21 protein-coding genes are annotated in these 16324 nt (G+C 43.7%); 10 read left to right on the top strand and 11 right to left on the bottom strand.

Translation table 11 applies throughout. From position 1 onward, the window contains the following. The first annotated feature begins 307 nt into the window (after positions 1-307). From C1T29_RS06240 to trpP, 3 genes are all read left to right on the top strand, one after another. Positions 308-745 (top strand): HIT family protein, encoded by a 438-nt coding sequence (locus C1T29_RS06240; protein WP_003233231.1) that lies wholly within the window; start codon positions 308-310, stop codon positions 743-745. Between the two features lie 145 nt (positions 746-890). Further along, on the top strand, positions 891-1970 hold the full coding sequence (serC, locus tag C1T29_RS06235) for a 3-phosphoserine/phosphohydroxythreonine transaminase (RefSeq protein ID WP_095432703.1): 1080 nt from the start codon (positions 891-893) through the stop codon (positions 1968-1970). 124 nt (positions 1971-2094) lie between these two features. Further along, the gene (trpP, locus tag C1T29_RS06230) at positions 2095-2613 is read left to right on the top strand and encodes a tryptophan transporter TrpP (RefSeq protein ID WP_003233236.1); all 519 of its coding nucleotides are present in this window, start codon (positions 2095-2097) and stop codon (positions 2611-2613) included. Positions 2614-2687: 74 nt separating this feature from the next. Here trpP and C1T29_RS06225 read toward each other — a convergent pair whose 3' ends face one another. Further along, complete coding sequence (locus C1T29_RS06225) at positions 2688-2879, bottom strand: membrane protein YhzF (protein WP_014663400.1); 192 nt, start codon at positions 2877-2879, stop codon at positions 2688-2690. Positions 2880-3008: 129 nt separating this feature from the next. On the opposite strand from C1T29_RS06225, the gene C1T29_RS06220 reads away from it, so the two are divergent. Together C1T29_RS06220 and C1T29_RS06215 are read left to right on the top strand one after the other, a co-directional pair. Then, entirely contained in the window at positions 3009-3365 is a 357-nt protein-coding gene (locus C1T29_RS06220; RefSeq protein WP_040083814.1) for a YtxH domain-containing protein, read from the top strand. A gap of 178 nt (positions 3366-3543) precedes the next feature. Continuing rightward, complete coding sequence (locus C1T29_RS06215; RefSeq protein ID WP_014663398.1) at positions 3544-4155, top strand: HTH-type transcriptional regulator Hpr; 612 nt, start codon at positions 3544-3546, stop codon at positions 4153-4155. Here the strand turns inward: C1T29_RS06215 and C1T29_RS06210 are convergent. Then, the gene (locus C1T29_RS06210) at positions 4152-4493 is read right to left on the bottom strand and encodes a YhaI family protein (protein WP_014663397.1); all 342 of its coding nucleotides are present in this window, start codon (positions 4491-4493) and stop codon (positions 4152-4154) included. The two genes, C1T29_RS06215 and C1T29_RS06210, sit on opposite strands and share 4 nt — an antisense overlap. A gap of 207 nt (positions 4494-4700) precedes the next feature. On the opposite strand from C1T29_RS06210, the gene C1T29_RS06205 reads away from it, so the two are divergent. Then, complete coding sequence (locus C1T29_RS06205) at positions 4701-5219, top strand: DUF3267 domain-containing protein (protein ID WP_095432705.1); 519 nt, start codon at positions 4701-4703, stop codon at positions 5217-5219. Between the two features lie 107 nt (positions 5220-5326). Then, positions 5327-5509 (top strand): hypothetical protein, encoded by a 183-nt coding sequence (locus C1T29_RS06200; protein WP_024571667.1) that lies wholly within the window; start codon positions 5327-5329, stop codon positions 5507-5509. Between the two features lie 51 nt (positions 5510-5560). On the opposite strand, the gene yhzE2 is transcribed toward C1T29_RS06200, so the two are convergent. After that, entirely contained in the window at positions 5561-5647 is an 87-nt protein-coding gene (gene yhzE2, locus C1T29_RS06195) for a sporulation protein YhzE2 (RefSeq protein WP_003155248.1), read from the bottom strand. Between the two features lie 124 nt (positions 5648-5771). Beyond that, positions 5772-5858, bottom strand: a complete 87-nt coding sequence (gene yhzE1, locus C1T29_RS06190; RefSeq protein WP_003327753.1) for a sporulation protein YhzE1 — start codon at positions 5856-5858, stop codon at positions 5772-5774. A gap of 159 nt (positions 5859-6017) precedes the next feature. Here yhzE1 and prsA point away from each other — a divergent pair, with 159 nt between their 5' ends. Beyond that, positions 6018-6896 (top strand): peptidylprolyl isomerase PrsA, encoded by an 879-nt coding sequence (gene prsA / locus C1T29_RS06185; protein WP_014663395.1) that lies wholly within the window; start codon positions 6018-6020, stop codon positions 6894-6896. Between the two features lie 40 nt (positions 6897-6936). On the opposite strand, the gene yhaL is transcribed toward prsA, so the two are convergent. The 6 genes from yhaL to C1T29_RS06155 form a co-directional block, all read right to left on the bottom strand. Continuing rightward, positions 6937-7149 (bottom strand): sporulation protein YhaL, encoded by a 213-nt coding sequence (yhaL, locus tag C1T29_RS06180; protein WP_003233252.1) that lies wholly within the window; start codon positions 7147-7149, stop codon positions 6937-6939. A gap of 125 nt (positions 7150-7274) precedes the next feature. Next, positions 7275-8219, bottom strand: coding sequence for a 3'-5' exoribonuclease YhaM (gene yhaM, locus C1T29_RS06175; RefSeq protein WP_014663394.1), 945 nt, complete (start codon positions 8217-8219; stop codon positions 7275-7277). Between the two features lie 73 nt (positions 8220-8292). Continuing rightward, complete coding sequence (gene sbcE, locus C1T29_RS06170) at positions 8293-11181, bottom strand: DNA repair/recombination ATPase SbcE (RefSeq protein WP_103748993.1); 2889 nt, start codon at positions 11179-11181, stop codon at positions 8293-8295. Positions 11182-11185: 4 nt separating this feature from the next. Then, positions 11186-12412, bottom strand: coding sequence for a metallophosphoesterase family protein (locus C1T29_RS06165; RefSeq protein ID WP_095432706.1), 1227 nt, complete (start codon positions 12410-12412; stop codon positions 11186-11188). Positions 12413-12518: 106 nt separating this feature from the next. Further along, complete coding sequence (locus C1T29_RS06160) at positions 12519-13778, bottom strand: ABC transporter permease (RefSeq protein WP_095432707.1); 1260 nt, start codon at positions 13776-13778, stop codon at positions 12519-12521. Next, positions 13771-14667, bottom strand: a complete 897-nt coding sequence (locus C1T29_RS06155; RefSeq protein WP_040083572.1) for an ABC transporter ATP-binding protein — start codon at positions 14665-14667, stop codon at positions 13771-13773. Before C1T29_RS06155 ends, C1T29_RS06160 begins: the two co-directional genes overlap by 8 nt. Positions 14668-14795: 128 nt before the next feature. Here C1T29_RS06155 and C1T29_RS06150 point away from each other — a divergent pair, with 128 nt between their 5' ends. Further along, entirely contained in the window at positions 14796-14981 is a 186-nt protein-coding gene (locus tag C1T29_RS06150; protein WP_014663389.1) for a YhzD family protein, read from the top strand. A 20-nt stretch (positions 14982-15001) separates the two neighbouring features. Here C1T29_RS06150 and C1T29_RS06145 read toward each other — a convergent pair whose 3' ends face one another. Beyond that, positions 15002-15769 carry an enoyl-CoA hydratase gene (locus C1T29_RS06145; RefSeq protein ID WP_095432708.1) on the bottom strand — a complete coding sequence of 256 codons (768 nt, stop codon included), beginning with the start codon at positions 15767-15769 and terminating at the stop codon, positions 15002-15004. A gap of 164 nt (positions 15770-15933) precedes the next feature. On the opposite strand from C1T29_RS06145, the gene C1T29_RS06140 reads away from it, so the two are divergent. Then, complete coding sequence (locus C1T29_RS06140) at positions 15934-16272, top strand: hypothetical protein (RefSeq protein ID WP_095432709.1); 339 nt, start codon at positions 15934-15936, stop codon at positions 16270-16272. The last annotated feature ends 52 nt before the right edge of the window (positions 16273-16324 follow it).

Raw genomic sequence — 16324 nt, 5'->3', positions numbered from 1 at the left:
AAACAGTTGGATAGAAAATAAACATGTCCAATGCTCAAACCATTTCTCTTCACTGACTTGATGAATTCTTCATGTATGAAGCAAATTGTCAAATGAGGTGTTTATCGCAGGAATCGTTAGGCATTAAACAAGTCTTCATTTTATTGACAAATGAGGTGCTTACCAAAGGCATAACACATTTTCTTCATATAAGCTCTTCCTCTGCATTCAGGGTGAACGCTCGCCGTTCATCCTGTTTTCTATTTTCTGCATTTCTGTGGTACGATGAGTGTATACATATTAAACAATTTCATAAGGAGGAACCCTCATGCATTGTGCAGAGAATTGTATCTTTTGTAAAATTATCGCCGGCGACATTCCATCCGCGAAGGTGTATGAAGATGAACATGTACTTGCCTTTCTTGATATCAGCCAAGTGACAAAAGGCCATACGCTTGTCATTCCGAAAACACATATTGAGAATGTGTATGAATTTACAGATGAATTAGCAAAACAATATTTCCATGCTGTTCCGAAAATCGCCCGCGCTATCCGGGATGAATTTGAACCGATCGGCTTAAATACGCTGAACAATAACGGCGAAAAAGCTGGACAATCTGTGTTCCACTACCATATGCATATTATCCCCCGCTATGGAAAAGGAGATGGATTCGGAGCGGTTTGGAAAACGCATGCTGATGATTATAAACCGGAAGATCTGCAGAATATCTCTTCCTCTATCGCAAAACGCCTGGCCTCATCATAAGATGAGGTTATTTTATTTGTGAACATTTCGCAAACATCCGTCAATTTCTTTTGATAATTCTAATTTTTTATCAAAAAACTGAATTTTTGTGATAGGATAATTGTATTATTTTATACATTAACGTGGAAAACAGGGAGAGATCATGATGGAACGTACAACGAATTTTAACGCAGGTCCTGCAGCGCTGCCATTGGAAGTTCTGCAAAAAGCACAGAAAGAATTTATTGATTTTAACGAATCCGGCATGTCTGTTATGGAGCTTTCCCACCGCAGCAAAGAGTATGAAGCGGTGCACCAAAAAGCGAAAAACCTCTTAATCGAACTGATGGGCATTCCGGAAGATTACGATATTTTGTTTCTTCAAGGCGGGGCAAGCCTTCAATTTTCAATGCTTCCGATGAACTTTTTAACACCTGAAAAAACCGCGCATTTTGTCATGACAGGCGCTTGGTCTGAAAAAGCACTGGCAGAAACGAAACTGTTCGGGAACACGTCTATCACCGCTACAAGTGAAACAGACAATTACAGCTATATTCCGGAGGTTGACCTTACGGATGTAAAAGACGGCGCATATTTACACATCACATCCAACAATACGATTTTCGGCACTCAGTGGCAGGAGTTCCCGAATTCTCCAATTCCGCTCGTCGCCGACATGTCCAGCGACATTTTGAGCAGAAAAATCGATGTGTCCAAATTTGACGTGATCTACGGAGGCGCCCAAAAGAACCTCGGCCCTTCCGGCGTGACTGTAGTTATCATGAAAAAAAGCTGGCTGCAAAATGAAAATGCGAACGTCCCAAAAATCTTGAAATATTCCACGCATGTCAAAGCGGATTCACTCTACAACACTCCGCCGACATTTGCGATTTATATGCTGAGCCTTGTTCTGGAGTGGCTGAAGGAAAACGGCGGTGTGGAAGCCGCTGAACAGCGCAATGAACAAAAAGCGCAGGTTCTCTACAGCTGTATTGATGTAAGCAACGGATTCTATAAAGGACATGCCAGAAAGGACAGCCGCTCACGCATGAACGTGACCTTCACGCTTCGGGATGATGAATTAACGAAAACATTCGTTCAGAAAGCAAAAGATGCAAAGATGGTCGGCCTTGGCGGACACCGTTCAGTGGGAGGCTGCCGCGCTTCTATTTATAACGCGGTGTCTCTTGAAGACTGTGAAAAACTAGCGGCGTTCATGAAGAAATTCCAGCAGGAAAATGAGTAAAAAGTCTGGCTATGCAAACCGTTCGTTTGGTATACTGTTTGCATAACACATTCTTATAAAGCCTTCGCAATAAATGATGAGCATATTATTGGAGGGCAAAAGCTTAGCAGAGGAGAGCATAGATATGAAAACAAAAGAGTTAGTCATTATGGCTCTGTTTGCCGCAATCGGCGCAGCGCTTCATTCCATTATTCCGCCCTTTTTAGGCGGCATGAAACCAGATATGATGCTGATCATGATGTTCATGGGCATTCTGCTGTTCCCGCGGGTGCAAAACGTACTCGTCATCGGGATCGTGACCGGAATCATTTCCGCGCTTACAACCGCATTTCCAGCCGGACAGATCCCTAACATCATCGACAAACCCGTATCAGCGTTTCTGTTCTTCTCCCTGTTTCTCTTGTTCAGAAAGAGCCGGAAAACAGGCGCAGCCGCTGTGCTGACAGTAATCGGGACCATCTTATCGGGAATTGTGTTTCTATCTTCAGCTTTATTGATCGTCGGTTTGCCTGGCGGTTTCGCCGCATTGTTCGCAGCTGTTGTTCTGCCGGCCGCTGTGCTGAATACAATCTCAATGATCATTATTTATCCGATTGTGCAAACCATTTTAAGACGTTCGAGCTTTATGGAAGCTGCTAAATAATTGTCACACAAAACCTCTTCCGCTTCCGGGAGAGGTTTTTTTAAAACAGAGCGCCCGCAGCATGTCAGCATGTTTTAAGCGAGGAGTTTTGTGAAAAAGATAAGACATAGTGTAAAGGCGGTTCCGGTTGAACAAACAAGCGCTTTTTGCCGGATTACCTTCTTGGGCGGATAAGAAGCAGCCTGGCTGAGAAGTCTGATATAGTAAACAGCGCCTGTAGCGAAGGCAAGGGTGATGCAGGATAACACAATCAAAAAGACAGACAACCTTCTCCCTCCTTTTCACTTAAAAAATATGCTAAAATAAAGCAAGCTATGTATAGAAGTTCAGGCTTTCAACAAAAATGAAAAATGCTGAATGAATCCTATTTTGAAGAAAAAGACGGGGTGATTGTAATGGCGAGCGGACGTTCTCTATTAACAGGACTATTCGTAGGCGGCATCATCGGAGGAGCAGCGGTTCTTCTTACTGCACCTTCCTCAGGAAAGCAGCTGCGTGAAAAAATGAAAACCAATTATGATTCTTTAGAAGAAACGATCAAACGTTTAAAATCAGACGGGCTTGCGTTAAAAGACCAGCTGATCAAGGCGGCAAAAGAAAGCACAGATGTGATTAAAGACGTAGGCGGCGAGCTCCAAACGTCAATTAAAAAATGGCAGGAAGAGATCAAACCGCACCAGCAGGATCTGCAAAAAGAAATTGCTGATATTGAAGAGAAAATCAGACAGCTGGAGAAAACCTTACAAAACTAATATCCTATTCAAAAGAAAAAAATGCGGGCCGAAATTGGACCCGTATTTTTTTTAGGCCGATAAACCCTTCCGCCGCAATGGTTTGTGAATTTATTAAAAAATTCTTACATTTTCATCTTTATTAATCTTTATTTTATTGGCATAATAGAGAAAAAGAAAAAGAGAAGCAGGTGACGTAATGAATCGAGTGGAACCGCCCTATGATGTGAAAGAAGCTCTGGTCTTCACCCAGAAAATGGCTCAGCTTAGCAAGGCTCTTTGGAAATCAATCGAGAAGGATTGGCAGCAATGGCTCAAACCGTATGACCTGAATATTAATGAGCATCATATTTTATGGATTGCGTATCAATTGAATGGAGCTTCCATTTCTGAAATTGCGAAATTCGGGGTCATGCACGTATCAACCGCATTCAACTTTTCGAAAAAGCTGGAAGAACGGGGATATTTAAGATTCTCCAAACGGCTGAATGATAAACGTAACACATACGTCCAATTGACTGAGGAAGGCACCGAGGTATTCTGGAGTTTGCTTGAGGAATTTGATCCGACACGCAACGCTGTTTTTAAAGGGTCACAGCCTCTGTACCATTTATTCGGAAAATTCCCTGAAGTGGCAGAAATGATGTGTATGATACGCCATATCTACGGCGATGATTTTATGGAAATTTTCGAAACGTCACTCACCAATATTGACAATGACTTTGAAAGCGTAAACGGAAAACTGAAGAAAAAAGCAAAGGACAGTACGGCGGATGAACCGGCAGAAGAGCTCGAACCTGTAAACAGTTAATCAAAATGCTTCATGATGTCGATAAAAACTTCCATCAGCTCTTGGTAAAGCCCCTGCTCGTACAGGGCAAAAATCGTTTCATGAACATCTAACTTTTCATTCAGCTGTCCGGCAAAAAGCGCAAGGAGCTTATCAAAGGTTACAAATCCTTGCGCTTTTTGTGTTGCCAGCTCTTCCGACAATTCATCGCATATCCCCATAACCTCTTCCCCTTCTTCCTTGCTCAGCCCTTTATCAATGAGAAGCGCATAGAAGGGGTACCTGTCCATATCTACTGTTTTCACTAATAATTGTATGTAATATTCTAATCGCTCAATGCGATGATCCATCGAATCCATCCACACCACTTCTTTCTATCTTTAATCTTATTTTAGCTGATAATTCACTGAGAAGAAAGTTCTAACCCCATATTTCGCAGTTTGTTTGCTTGTTTCAAAAAAATACCTGCCGGATGATATTTTTTCTTAAAAAAGCATTGATTTTTTCTCTTGGGAGGAGTAAATTATTTTGAGATTCTACTCAAGATGTATGGAAGGATGACTTTGATGAATTGCTGGAAGACCATAAATCTCATGAAGGATTATGGCGCCGTTCGCATAATATTAACTGCTGTATGTTTTATGATTTTGGTTTTTATCTCTACCTTTTTAGCTTTTGAGCTGCTGCGGCCTGGCACAAGCTTAAGCGATGAATATGTACCTTTATTCGGCGGTTTGCTCGTCGTTATTTTATTTGTACATAAAGTCATCCATGTCCTGCCAATCATCTGCAAAAAAAGAAAAATAGAAAAAAAGTTTTACATATTGCGCATGCGCTCATGGAAACGAATACCAAAAACAACAATGCTGATTTCACTGGTAAGCCCGTTCTTGCTGATTACACCGGTATTGTTTTACGCCGCACTGGCGTTTCCGAATCACGCTCATTATTTCTGCATGATCTCGGGCATTCACGCCGGCTACTGTCTGCCTGACTTCCTGCTGGCCCTCAAGCTGATAAAAGCGCCGAAAACCGCTTTTATTGATCAGGAAGCAGACGGCTTGGATATTCTTGTTGAAAAGTAGCCACCCCCTGGTGCTGGCAGCGATTTTTCAATTTACATTCTATCTTTTTTAATAAATATTTGGTAATGTAATATGGGACAGTTCAGAGAGAGGGGGAATCTCCCATCATTTTATTCTATTTTATCGTGGCTGCCGTGTTTATTTTATATTTCATAAACAGGCTCACCAATACATTATGCCTTGTCAGAGAGATTCCTGAAGAGCGGCAAGATAAGGTATTCCGATTTATTAATGTATCTATATTAATTTTACTGATCTCTTCGTTTGTGGAGATCTCCTTTACAGTGTAAAAACGAAAGAAAGCATAGCTGCGATTGAGCAGCTATGCTTTTTTATGTTGATTAGTACAGCCAAGAAGCGCCGATGATAATCAATAAAATAAATAACACAACCAATAAAGCGAATCCGCCTGCAAAAACTTCACCCATCTTAAAAAGCACCTCCTGTAAAAAACTTTATTTACCAATTACATGTTATGCAATTCATGTTTGAAACGATTAGGCGCTAGTGAAAATAAAGGATCGCTTATGTTGCAAGCGATCCCCGGGCTGCTTAGTAGATGTAAGCTGCACCTACGATGATAAGCAAAATGAACAGTACTACGAGCAACGCGAATCCGTTAGAGTATCCTCCGCTCATGTTACATACCTCCTTTTCTTGATCAATATATAAGTATGCCATCAGCAAAAGTTTGACTAGACGAATGCCCTTTATTTAAAATCTTTTTACAGAAAGCCACAATATGTTATGATACGCATAGGTAATTTAATTTGGAATGATTAGGAGTGTTTGAAAACCATGAAAAAAATCGCAATAGCAGCTATCACTGCTACAAGCATCCTCGCTCTCAGTGCTTGCAGCAGCGGCGACAAAGAAGTCATCGCAAAAACAGACGCAGGCGATGTAACTAAAGGCGAGCTTTACACAAACATGAAGAAAACTGCTGGCGCAAGCGTCCTGACACAGCTGGTGCAAGAAAAAGTGTTGGACAAGAAGTATAAAGTTTCGGATAAAGAAATTGACAACAAGCTGAAAGAATACAAAACGCAGCTTGGGGATCAATATACTGCCCTCGAAAAGCAATATGGCAAGGATTACCTGAAAGAACAAGTAAAATATGAATTGCTGACACAAAAAGCGGCTAAAGATAACATCAAAGTAACAGACGCCGATATCAAAGAGTATTGGGAAGGCTTAAAAGGCAAAATCCGTGCAAGCCACATCCTTGTCGCTGATAAAAAGACAGCTGAAGAAGTAGAGAAAAAGCTGAAAAAAGGCGAGAAGTTTGAAGATCTTGCGAAAGAATACTCAACAGACAGCTCTGCTTCAAAAGGTGGAGATCTTGGCTGGTTCGCAAAAGAAGGCCAAATGGACGAAACATTCAGCAAAGCTGCATTCAAATTAAAAACAGGTGAAGTCAGTGATCCTGTCAAAACGCAATACGGCTACCATATCATTAAAAAGACCGAAGAACGCGGCAAATACGATGATATGAAAAAAGAACTGAAATCTGAAGTGCTTGAACAAAAACTAAATGACAGCAATGCCGTTCAGGAAGCTGTTCAAAAAGTCATGAAGAAGGCTGACATCGAAGTAAAAGATAAAGATCTGAAAGACACATTTAATACATCTTCAACAAGCAACAGCACTTCTTCATCTTCAAGCAGTTCTAAGTAATAAAAAAGCTGTGCAGGCTCATTGAGCCGCACAGCTTTTTTTATGCGATGGAATGGTTTTGATTTTCTTCTTCATGCTGTTGAGAACTGCGGCGTTCTCGCTCCTTTTCCATCCTCTCCATATAAATCTGCCCTTCTTTTTCAATAAAAGCCTGGTCTACTTTTTCTTCCTCTTTGGCTGCCGCCACAAGTTTATATGCGCTGAAAATGATGCCTACAATACAAAGATACACCCACCATGGAAAAAATAACACGGGCTCCTCCCCCTTTTGCATAGATTCTTTATTCTTAACCATATGCAGGAATGAGACGAGTTATGTGCGGGAAAGACGCATCAAAAAGGACTGAGCTGAATATGTCAGCATCAGTCCTTTTTAAGTTATTTATGAAATGTCGGTTTATAAAAGGAACGGTTTTCCAGAGCAAATACACGTTCAGTGTACTCGCCTGGCTTCACTCGCTCAAGCGCTCTGTCCATCATATTCATTTTTGCATCCAGGTTGTCTATATAGTGAAGAATTTCTGCTTCTTTCACCATCGGCGGTTTCGGACTGCCCCATTCCGCTTTACCATGGTGACTCAAAATCAAGTGCTGAAGAATTAACACCTCTTCAGAATCGATTTGAAGCTCCTCAGCCGCTTTTGAAAGCTCTGTCACCATAATCGAAATATGGCCGAGCAAATTGCCTTCAACCGTGTATGAAGTGGAAACAGGGCCGGACAGCTCCTTCACTTTTCCAAGATCATGCAGAATAACACCGGCATAAAGCAGATCACGATCAAGAGACGGATATAAATCTGCTATTGCTTTTGCCAGGTTCAGCATAGAGACAACATGATACGCCAAACCTGAGACAAACTCGTGGTGGTTTTTCGTAGCCGCCGGATAATCCATAAATTCAGCTTCATGTTTTTTCACTAAAAACCTTGTAATTCGCTGGATATTCGGATTTTTCATTTCAAATATATATTGAGTGATGGTATCCATCATTTCATTTTTCGGAATCGGTGCAGTTTCTAAAAAATCATCAATATTGACGTTTTCATTTTCGCTTACTGGTCTGATATTTCTCAGCTTCAGCTGGGTGCGTCCGCGGTAATGGTGAACATCGCCGACAACCTTGACAATCGTCTGCGGCGCATAGGTCACTTCATCACTTTGCTTGGCATCCCACAGCTTTGCTTCAATATCGCCTGACTGGTCTTGCAGCATCAGCGTCAAAAACGGTTTTCCATTGCTTGCAATCCCTTTCGTCGAGGATTTAATCAATAGATACTGGTCCACCTGTTCGCCAACCTCATGTAGCATAATCCCTTTAGCCATTCTATTAAAGCTCCCTCCGTATCTTACATAATACCAGTATATCACATACCGATTTTCAGCTATAGAACCTCTTTTATGACACCAAATGGATAATTTGGCTGCTATGAAATGCATCTTTCACATGGTCATGGCATGTAAAATACAAAATCTGCCTTCCGCCTTCGGTTAAATCATACAGAACATGTAATACACGTTTCAGCCTTTCCTGATCAAAATGAACAAAGCTGTCGTCAAGCTGAAACGGAAGCTTTGACCCATCCTGGCGCGTAACAGCCAGAGCAAATCGGATCGCTGTATACAGCTGTTCACACGTCCCTTGTGACAGCTCTTCCGCATGATAGACAGTTCCATCGCGATGCATAACCATGATCGAATCATCCGTTTCGGAAAAATAAATGGTTTGGTAGCTTCCGTCAGTCAGGGGGCGGAAGAATTCTCCTGCTGTCTCCAGAAGGCGCGGAAGCTCAACCTTTTTATGCCGCTCCAATTTGTTTTTGATCACTTGTTTGACCATTTGTATGGAGGCCCATTTTTTAGCCGTTTCTTTCACACGTTCTTTTTGCATTTCGGTTTGAAGCTTGAGATCTGACACCAATCCCGAAGCCTCTAATTGTTCCTGTTTGACTAAGAGCAGTGCGATTTGGCTGCGGAGCTGCTCGATCTCCTCAGTCAGCCGCTCTTTTCTTTCATTCTCGATGACTTGCTTGTTTTTCAATTCAGAAAGCGTATTGGAATCCGCCAGTTCAAGCTCCTCTGGGTGCCCGCCTTGAAGCTGTGCGTTTACGTGATGAAGCTTGTTCTCCGTATCCTTCAATTGCCTGCTGATGTCGGCTGTGGCAAAAAACGCATCCCTGTCTTTTGCAGCAGCCGCGGCAAATAACTGTTCGATCTGTACGTGAAAATACTGTATTTCTTGCTCAAGCTCAAGCATCTGTTCCTTTGTATAATGAATATCTGTTTCAATTTCCTTTTTTTGCTTCTCAATTTCTTTTTCACGCTCAATGTTTTTCCGCAATGTGTGAAGGGCGTCCGAGATGGAGATGTCCTGACTATGAGGATGCAGCATGCTGATGCGTTCTTCGAATGTTCTCCGGTGCTTTTTCAGCCTGCCTGCTTCAATAGTCAGCTCATGCTTTTTCCTCACTTCTTTTTTGACATCCTTCATTAAGCTGTATGCATCAAGCAAAAACGATGGATCTTCGTTAAATCTGAGCTCATTCATAAAACGCTCGACCTGTGTTAAGGACGGGGCCATATCGGCTTCCCACTGTTCAAACTGCTGGATGACCCTTTCATACGCCGCCTCTTTTTGCTGAAGCGCTGCTCGCTGCGTGAGAAGATGCTGTTTATTGCGGTCGTCCTCCCATAACGCTTCTCTCAGCTTTTCAGCTTCTGCTGGTGAAATATCCGTCATTGGCTGTCTTGTCTCCCGGCTGTTTCGAGAAGACGTTTTTTTTCCTGATAAAAGCCAATACACAATAAGTGCAGCGCCGATACTGATGGCGGGAATCACCTGCTGCAGCAGAAAAAAGAGAACGATGAAGAACATACCAGCTGCAATGACAGTCTTTCTCTGTTTAGCCTGCTGTCTTTCAAAAAACGTTAGCTGCTCTCTCAGCAGTACTTGCTCTTGGTGCTGCCCTTGTGTTTCATCATATGCGCTAAGTGCCGCTTCTTTATCTTTTCTTTGGCTGTCTTCAAGAATGGCGGACGAAGCGGCATGAACGGCTTTTTCTGCGTCTTCCAGCTCTTGCCGGGCAAGTTCAAACGTCTCGTCAAGCTGCCGTTTTCTGTCTCTTGCCTGTACATATTGCTGCACCGCTTGCTGAAGCTGCCATTCATAATCATATGACGTGTTCATATTCAGGAGCTCATTTTCATCTGTTTTATTGAGCTGTTCGAGACCTGCCGCTGTCTGTGCAGACGACTGGCGCAGCTGTGCCTGAATGGCGGCCAGCTGTTCTCCCCATGATTGGTACACATGAAATGATGCCGAAAGCTCTTGTATCAGCGTTTCTTTCGCCAATAGTTCTTTATCTGGGGTAAGCTTTTGCCTCTGTTTGTCCAGCTCTGCCATCTTCACCCGAAGCGCCTCAAGCTGTGCGGATTTCGGGTGAAGGTGGGATTCATATTTTTCCAGCTGGTGCAGTGCGTCAGCCGGAAATTGTCCTGCATGTTCCGGAAATTCCGCAATCACCTGTTCGAGTGTCGCTTTTTCATTCAACAGCGGCTTTCGCTCAATCGCTCCCTCTATCATTCGGATATGCTCCGCCGTCTCTTTCAATTCGGTTTCCACGGCTGCAAGGCGGGCTTCAAGCGTTCGTTTTTCCTCAAGAAGCTGATGATAGCCCGCTTCCTCTGCTTCAGCCTGTTTTAGCTTCACTGCCAGCTGCTTAAGCGTTTCCAGCTCCTGATTCAATTGAGGGTTTCGCCCGTTTGGTTTATAGAGCCTTTCGCTTTCCTTCGTCAGCCTTGAATCAAGCTTTGATACGGCTTCAGCTCCAAACAAGCTGGAGAATAGCAAAAATTCCCCTATCTTGTCCCGGTTAAAAGCATGAATTTCCTGCAACCCGAATACATCAAACGAATAAATGGCTTTGTACAACGACCTGTCTGTGCCCTGGAACAGTCGCTTTAAAACATCTCCATCCTTTACTTCGCCCTTTTCTGTATACACTCTTAACTTTTCGGCAGTCCCTTTCGTCCGTTCGATCTTCAGCACCCCATACTCAGGATGTTCAGCTTCAAGAATACCACCGTAGACACCGCCTGATTTCGGTTCATATTTTTTCGTTTTCGGAAAACCGAACAGCATGCTTTCAATAAATGACATCATCGTCGTTTTTCCTGCCTCATTTAATCCGTAGATAACTTGGACAGGAGAGGCGGAAAAATGAAAGGTTCGATTAGAAAATTTTCCATATTGGTAGATGTGTAAAGATATAATTCGCAAAGCTGTCACCGCCTCATGGTTCAAGCACCTTAAGCTGCTTTTTCAATAAAATTTGTGCCTGTTCTTTTATTTCCTTTACTTCCTCTTGGCTAAACCGGTCTGCGTGCCTTCTATACACTGGATGCCGCTCAAGCCCTTCCAGCACGTCTGACAGATCGCTGCGATCTATGTCTTCAAATAAACCGCCAAAAAAAGGATCAAGATTTGTTACGTTAGCTTCGTTTTCTGTCTCATCATCCAATGCAAGAGGCCAAACGAACAGTTCCTCCTCCACTTCTTGCTCCTGAAGCGTCTCAAGAAACTCTTCCAAGGCGCCTTTTGGCGCCTTCAGCAGCCATTCTGGCGCAGTTCCTTGTAAAACAATCCTTACACAAACAGGGCTCCCCTTTTTTCGCAGCTTCGAAAACGTGTCCTCCACCATTTGGAAGAGAACGGTCATATTCTTTGCCTCCGTCACATCTACCGCTGCTTTTTCCCACAGGACATCATGAGCTCTCTGAAATTCATAAGATATTTCTCCGTTTGTCACATCAACGAGATAATAGCCTTTTTCTCCCGTCTCCTTCATATGGCGTGCTTGCGTGTTTCCCGGGTAAATGACTGCCGGATGCTCGGCAGATAGAACCTGGCGTTTATGTATATGGCCAAGCGCCCAATAATCCATCCCGCTTTTCACGAGGTCATCATGTGTAAACGGGCAATACGGATCATGCCCTTCAGATCCAGACAGCGTGCCGTGGAGCATACCGATATGAAACGGTGCGTCAGTTGATCTCCGATAGCGGGCGGCTTGGTTTTCCGTCATGGCTCTGGCCTGATAGCTGAAGCCATAAATGCTCGCTATGCGCCTGCCTTCTTTAAAAAACGATTTTTCTTCTGGAACAGCGGACGAAAAAATATGGACATTCTCAGGCCATTCAATCGGCGTCCATTCCCCGCTAAGATGATCGTGATTCCCAAAAATGACGTACACCGAAATTCCGCACTCTCTGAGTCTTTCAAACTGCTTTTTCAAAAAGAGCTGGGCCTTCAAGCTTCGGTTGGCTTCATCAAACAGATCCCCCGCCAGCAAAATGAAATCAACGTGTTCTCTCATTGCGGCGTTTATTATATGTCTCACGCTTGCAAACGTGCTTTCTTTAATCCGCGCAAAAATCGGCTCCGGCAACTGCGATATCCCGTAAAACGGGCTGTCAAGATGAAGATCTGCCGCATGAATAAAGGTTAGATCAGTCAACATTCTGCTCCTTTCCAGGATGAAGTACCCTTATTTTAGCACCGAATTCTTGCGAATGCACGTTCTGTCAATAAAGAAACAGCCTGAGAATCCCCAGGCTGTTTTCCAATCAGTTTTTCGCTAAACGAAGCGCTTGTTTGATCGCTTTGAACGCGCTTGAATTGCTGTAAATCAATACACCGCCTTTATAAATTCTGGCGCCGATAACGGCCAGTATGACAATGGTGAGCAGTGTGATTCCGATTCCGGCTGCCGCCTGCCAGAATGGAATATCAAGCATGCCGACGCGCAAGAACATAATCATTGGCGTAAAGAACGGAATAAACGAAGTTACCGTAATAAATCCTGCGTCAGGCGCATTCAATCCGAACATCGCGATCATAAAACCCGCGACAACCAAAAGCGTCATCGGCGTGATCGTTTGCTGCACATCTTCTATTCTGCTGACAACGCTGCCGAGAAACGCGGCGAGTGTCGCGTATAAAAAGTATCCGAGCAAAAAGAAAATGACAGCATAGATGACAGTCGTTGCTGATACGTCGGTCAGATTAAGGAATCCGCCGACAGATGAAGCCGTTTCGCTCTTTTGGTTCAGCTTAAGAGACAGAGAGCCGGCTCCGATAATGATAGCAAGCTGTGTGATCCCAACAAGCCCGATACCGAGCAGCTTTGCAAACATTTGCTGGATCGGCGGCATGCTTGAGATCAGGATTTCCATGACCCGCGAAGATTTTTCAGTTGCGACCTCCATCGCAATCATGCTGGCATACATAATCACTGAAAAATAAATGACAAACAGCATAATGTAAACAAGCCCTACCGTCTGGCCAAGCTCTTCCTCAGACTTCGCTCCTTCTTTCAGCGCCTGTTGCCCCACAGTAACGGGCGCATAAAGGCTGCTGATCGTTTCCTGCGACACGCCGAGCTCCGCCGTTCCGACAGCCGTTTTGGTTTGCGTCAGCGCCTGCTGCAGCGTTTGATACGTGCTTTCATCAGAAATCGTTAATGCTTTATATGTTCCTGAAATGGTCCCTTTTTCATCTCGTTTGATGCTGAGCATGCCATCGAGTGATTCATCTTTGACTTGCTTTGTGACCTCATCCTCCGATTGCTTCGACAGCTTCAGATCAAGATCGCCGTCTGTATCGACCGCTTTCAGCTGCTTTGAAAAAATCGGATATAATTCGTTTGTTTCATCAATAACAGCGATTTTTTCTTTCGCGTCGTCACCTTGAAACAAAGAAATGATCGACTCCAGATTCGTTACAGCTAAAACAAGCAGCACCGTGATGACAGTCGAAATAATAAAGGATTTTGCCATAATCTTATTTTTGTATGTATGAGAGAGCATGATCCAAAATTTATTCATAGACGGCCCCCACCTTTTCTATAAAAATATCATGCAGTGACGGCTCTTCAAGCTCAAACTTTCTGATAAATCCTTTTCCCTGAAGCATCGCAAAAATCTCCTGAGAGATGTCTTCATTGGCGATCTGCAGCTTGACGCCGTCGGCCGTTTCCTTCCATTGAAGAATACCCTCATGAGACTGCAAAAAGCGCAGATCGTCATCGGAGTGAATGGTAACATTCTTTTTACCGAAGGAGCGCTTTATCTCCTTCAGCTTGCCTTGCACGACCGGTCTTCCTTTCTGCAATATGCAAAGGTTCTCACAGAGCTCCTCCACATGTTCCATCCGATGGCTTGAAAATAAAATAGAAACGCCGCTGTTTTTCAGCGAGATCACAGCCTCTTTTAACAGCTCAACATTGACAGGGTCCAGGCCGCTGAAAGGTTCATCAAGAATCAGCAGCTCCGGCTTATGCAAAACTGCCGAAATGAATTGGATTTTTTGCTGATTCCCCTTTGAAAGCTCTTCCACCTTCTTATTCTCGTAATCTGTAATATTGAAGCGTTCAAGCCATGTTCCGAGCTCTTTTACAGCCTCCCGCTTCTCCATCCCTTTTAATCTGGCGAGATAGACAAGCTGATCCTTTACCTTCATTTTCGGATAAAGACCCCGCTCTTCCGGCAAATAACCGATTTTGTTGCTGATATGATAATTCACAGGACGGCCCTTCCAGCTGATTGAGCCCTCCGTAATGCTTAATAATCCTAGGATCATGCGAAACGTCGTCGTTTTTCCCGCTCCGTTTGCGCCTAACAGACCGAACATTTGCTGTTCCGGAATATCTAAGTCCAATCCGTCAACAGCTTTGTAATCTCCGAATGTCTTCGTTACGTGATCAATTGTAAGCACCGAATCTCCTCCTTCCCTGACCCATTATATACTAATTTTGGATGAAACATAATAGAGGATTTTCATTTCCTGGTTAGAATATAAATGAAGAAAGACTGATAAATCATGAAAAATGGAGGAGAAACCTGATGGCTGATTATTTCCTAACCGTTTTTGATCCTTCGGGGAACACTCTGGTAAACGAGCGATTCGAGGCGGAAAATGAAGAAGCGGCTAAAACGCATGGTGAAGTTATCTTAAAAGAAAAAGAGCTTCACAGTCATACTCATCGTTTAGTCAATGCAGCCGGAAAGCTGATTTTGTTTCACAGATGATCAGCTTTCCGGCTGATCTGTTACGCTTGAAACTTCGGTTCCCGTTTCTCTAAAAAGGCACGGATTCCTTCTTGATGATCCTTGGTCATTCTCATTTTCTCTTGGGCATTGCGCTCAAGAGAAAGCACCTTTTTCAGTTCTTCAAGATGGAGGCTTTGAAAGATGGCTTTCGTTTCGATCATCGCCAAAAGAGGTGAAGCCAACAGGGTTTCGATAAAGGGTCTTGCACCTTCAGCAGGATCTCCGGTAAATGTTCCATCTAGAAGCCCCATATCGGCAGCTTCAGAGGCAGATAGTTTTTTCCCGCTCCAAATCAGCTTTTTCGCTTTTGCTTCGCCGATTCTTTTCTTCAGCAAATAATGTCCGCCGCCGTCCGGAACAAGCCCAATGCCAATAAAATTCATCGCGAGAACGGCGTTTTTTTCAGCGAGCACAATGTCCGCACAAAGCGCCAAACTCAGGCCCAGCCCCGCAGCAGCACCGTGAATGGCTGCAATTGTCACTTTCTTCATCTCGTATAACTTCAGGGTGACAGCCTCAATCGTATCCATCAGTCGTTTAAATTGATCAGGTTCATGCTCTGACGTCATCATCCTGATATCACCGCCGGCCGAAAAGCCTTTCCCGCTTCCTCTCAGGAGAACGATGAGCGCCTCGCTTGCAGCCGCCATTTCGACTGCCTCCTTCAATTCAGACAGCATCTGTTCATTCAGGGCGTGATGGGCATCAGGCCGATTCAGGATAATCTCTGCAACGGCCCCATTACATGCATATTGAACAAACTCCATATAAAGCACCTCCATGTATGCGCTTACTTTTTTCTTTCTCCTATACATTCCCCGCCATCCTCAAATAAACCTTTTTATTTTTCAAGGTCAATAGATACTGAAAAATGCATATTGTTTGAATGGAAACATAAAGTTTTATATAGTGAAAAAGAAGGGATATCTTGATGAGAAAGGAGGAAAGAAACATGGATAAATTGCTGATCAGTTTTCTGTTAAGTTTATTTATGGTGTACTTTCCCCCTTCGGACGTGGTTCTGCCTTCCCAGCTTGAAGCAAGCTCTGACAGCTATGTGCCTATGTCCTCATATCCGCAGGAAACACAATCGGCAAAAACACCGTCGCCGGGCAGCGTGCACCCTGCTGAGCTGATCAACGCGTACAGCCCGCTGTCGCACTCTATCAGGCAGCTCTCTGTCAAGCCCCTTGACGAACCGCTGATAAACAGGCTGGAAAAAGCTTTTGCCGCCCCTGTCAAATACCAGTCTAATTACCTCCGAATATAATTTGCTCAAGTTTTATTTGTAACTCACCCCATATTGCCAACACTACATTCGG

Source organism: Bacillus sp. MBGLi79 (genome assembly GCF_002953915.1).
The sequence above is the reverse complement of the archived record's forward strand: the minus strand, read 5'-3'. Positions and strand labels throughout refer to the sequence as shown.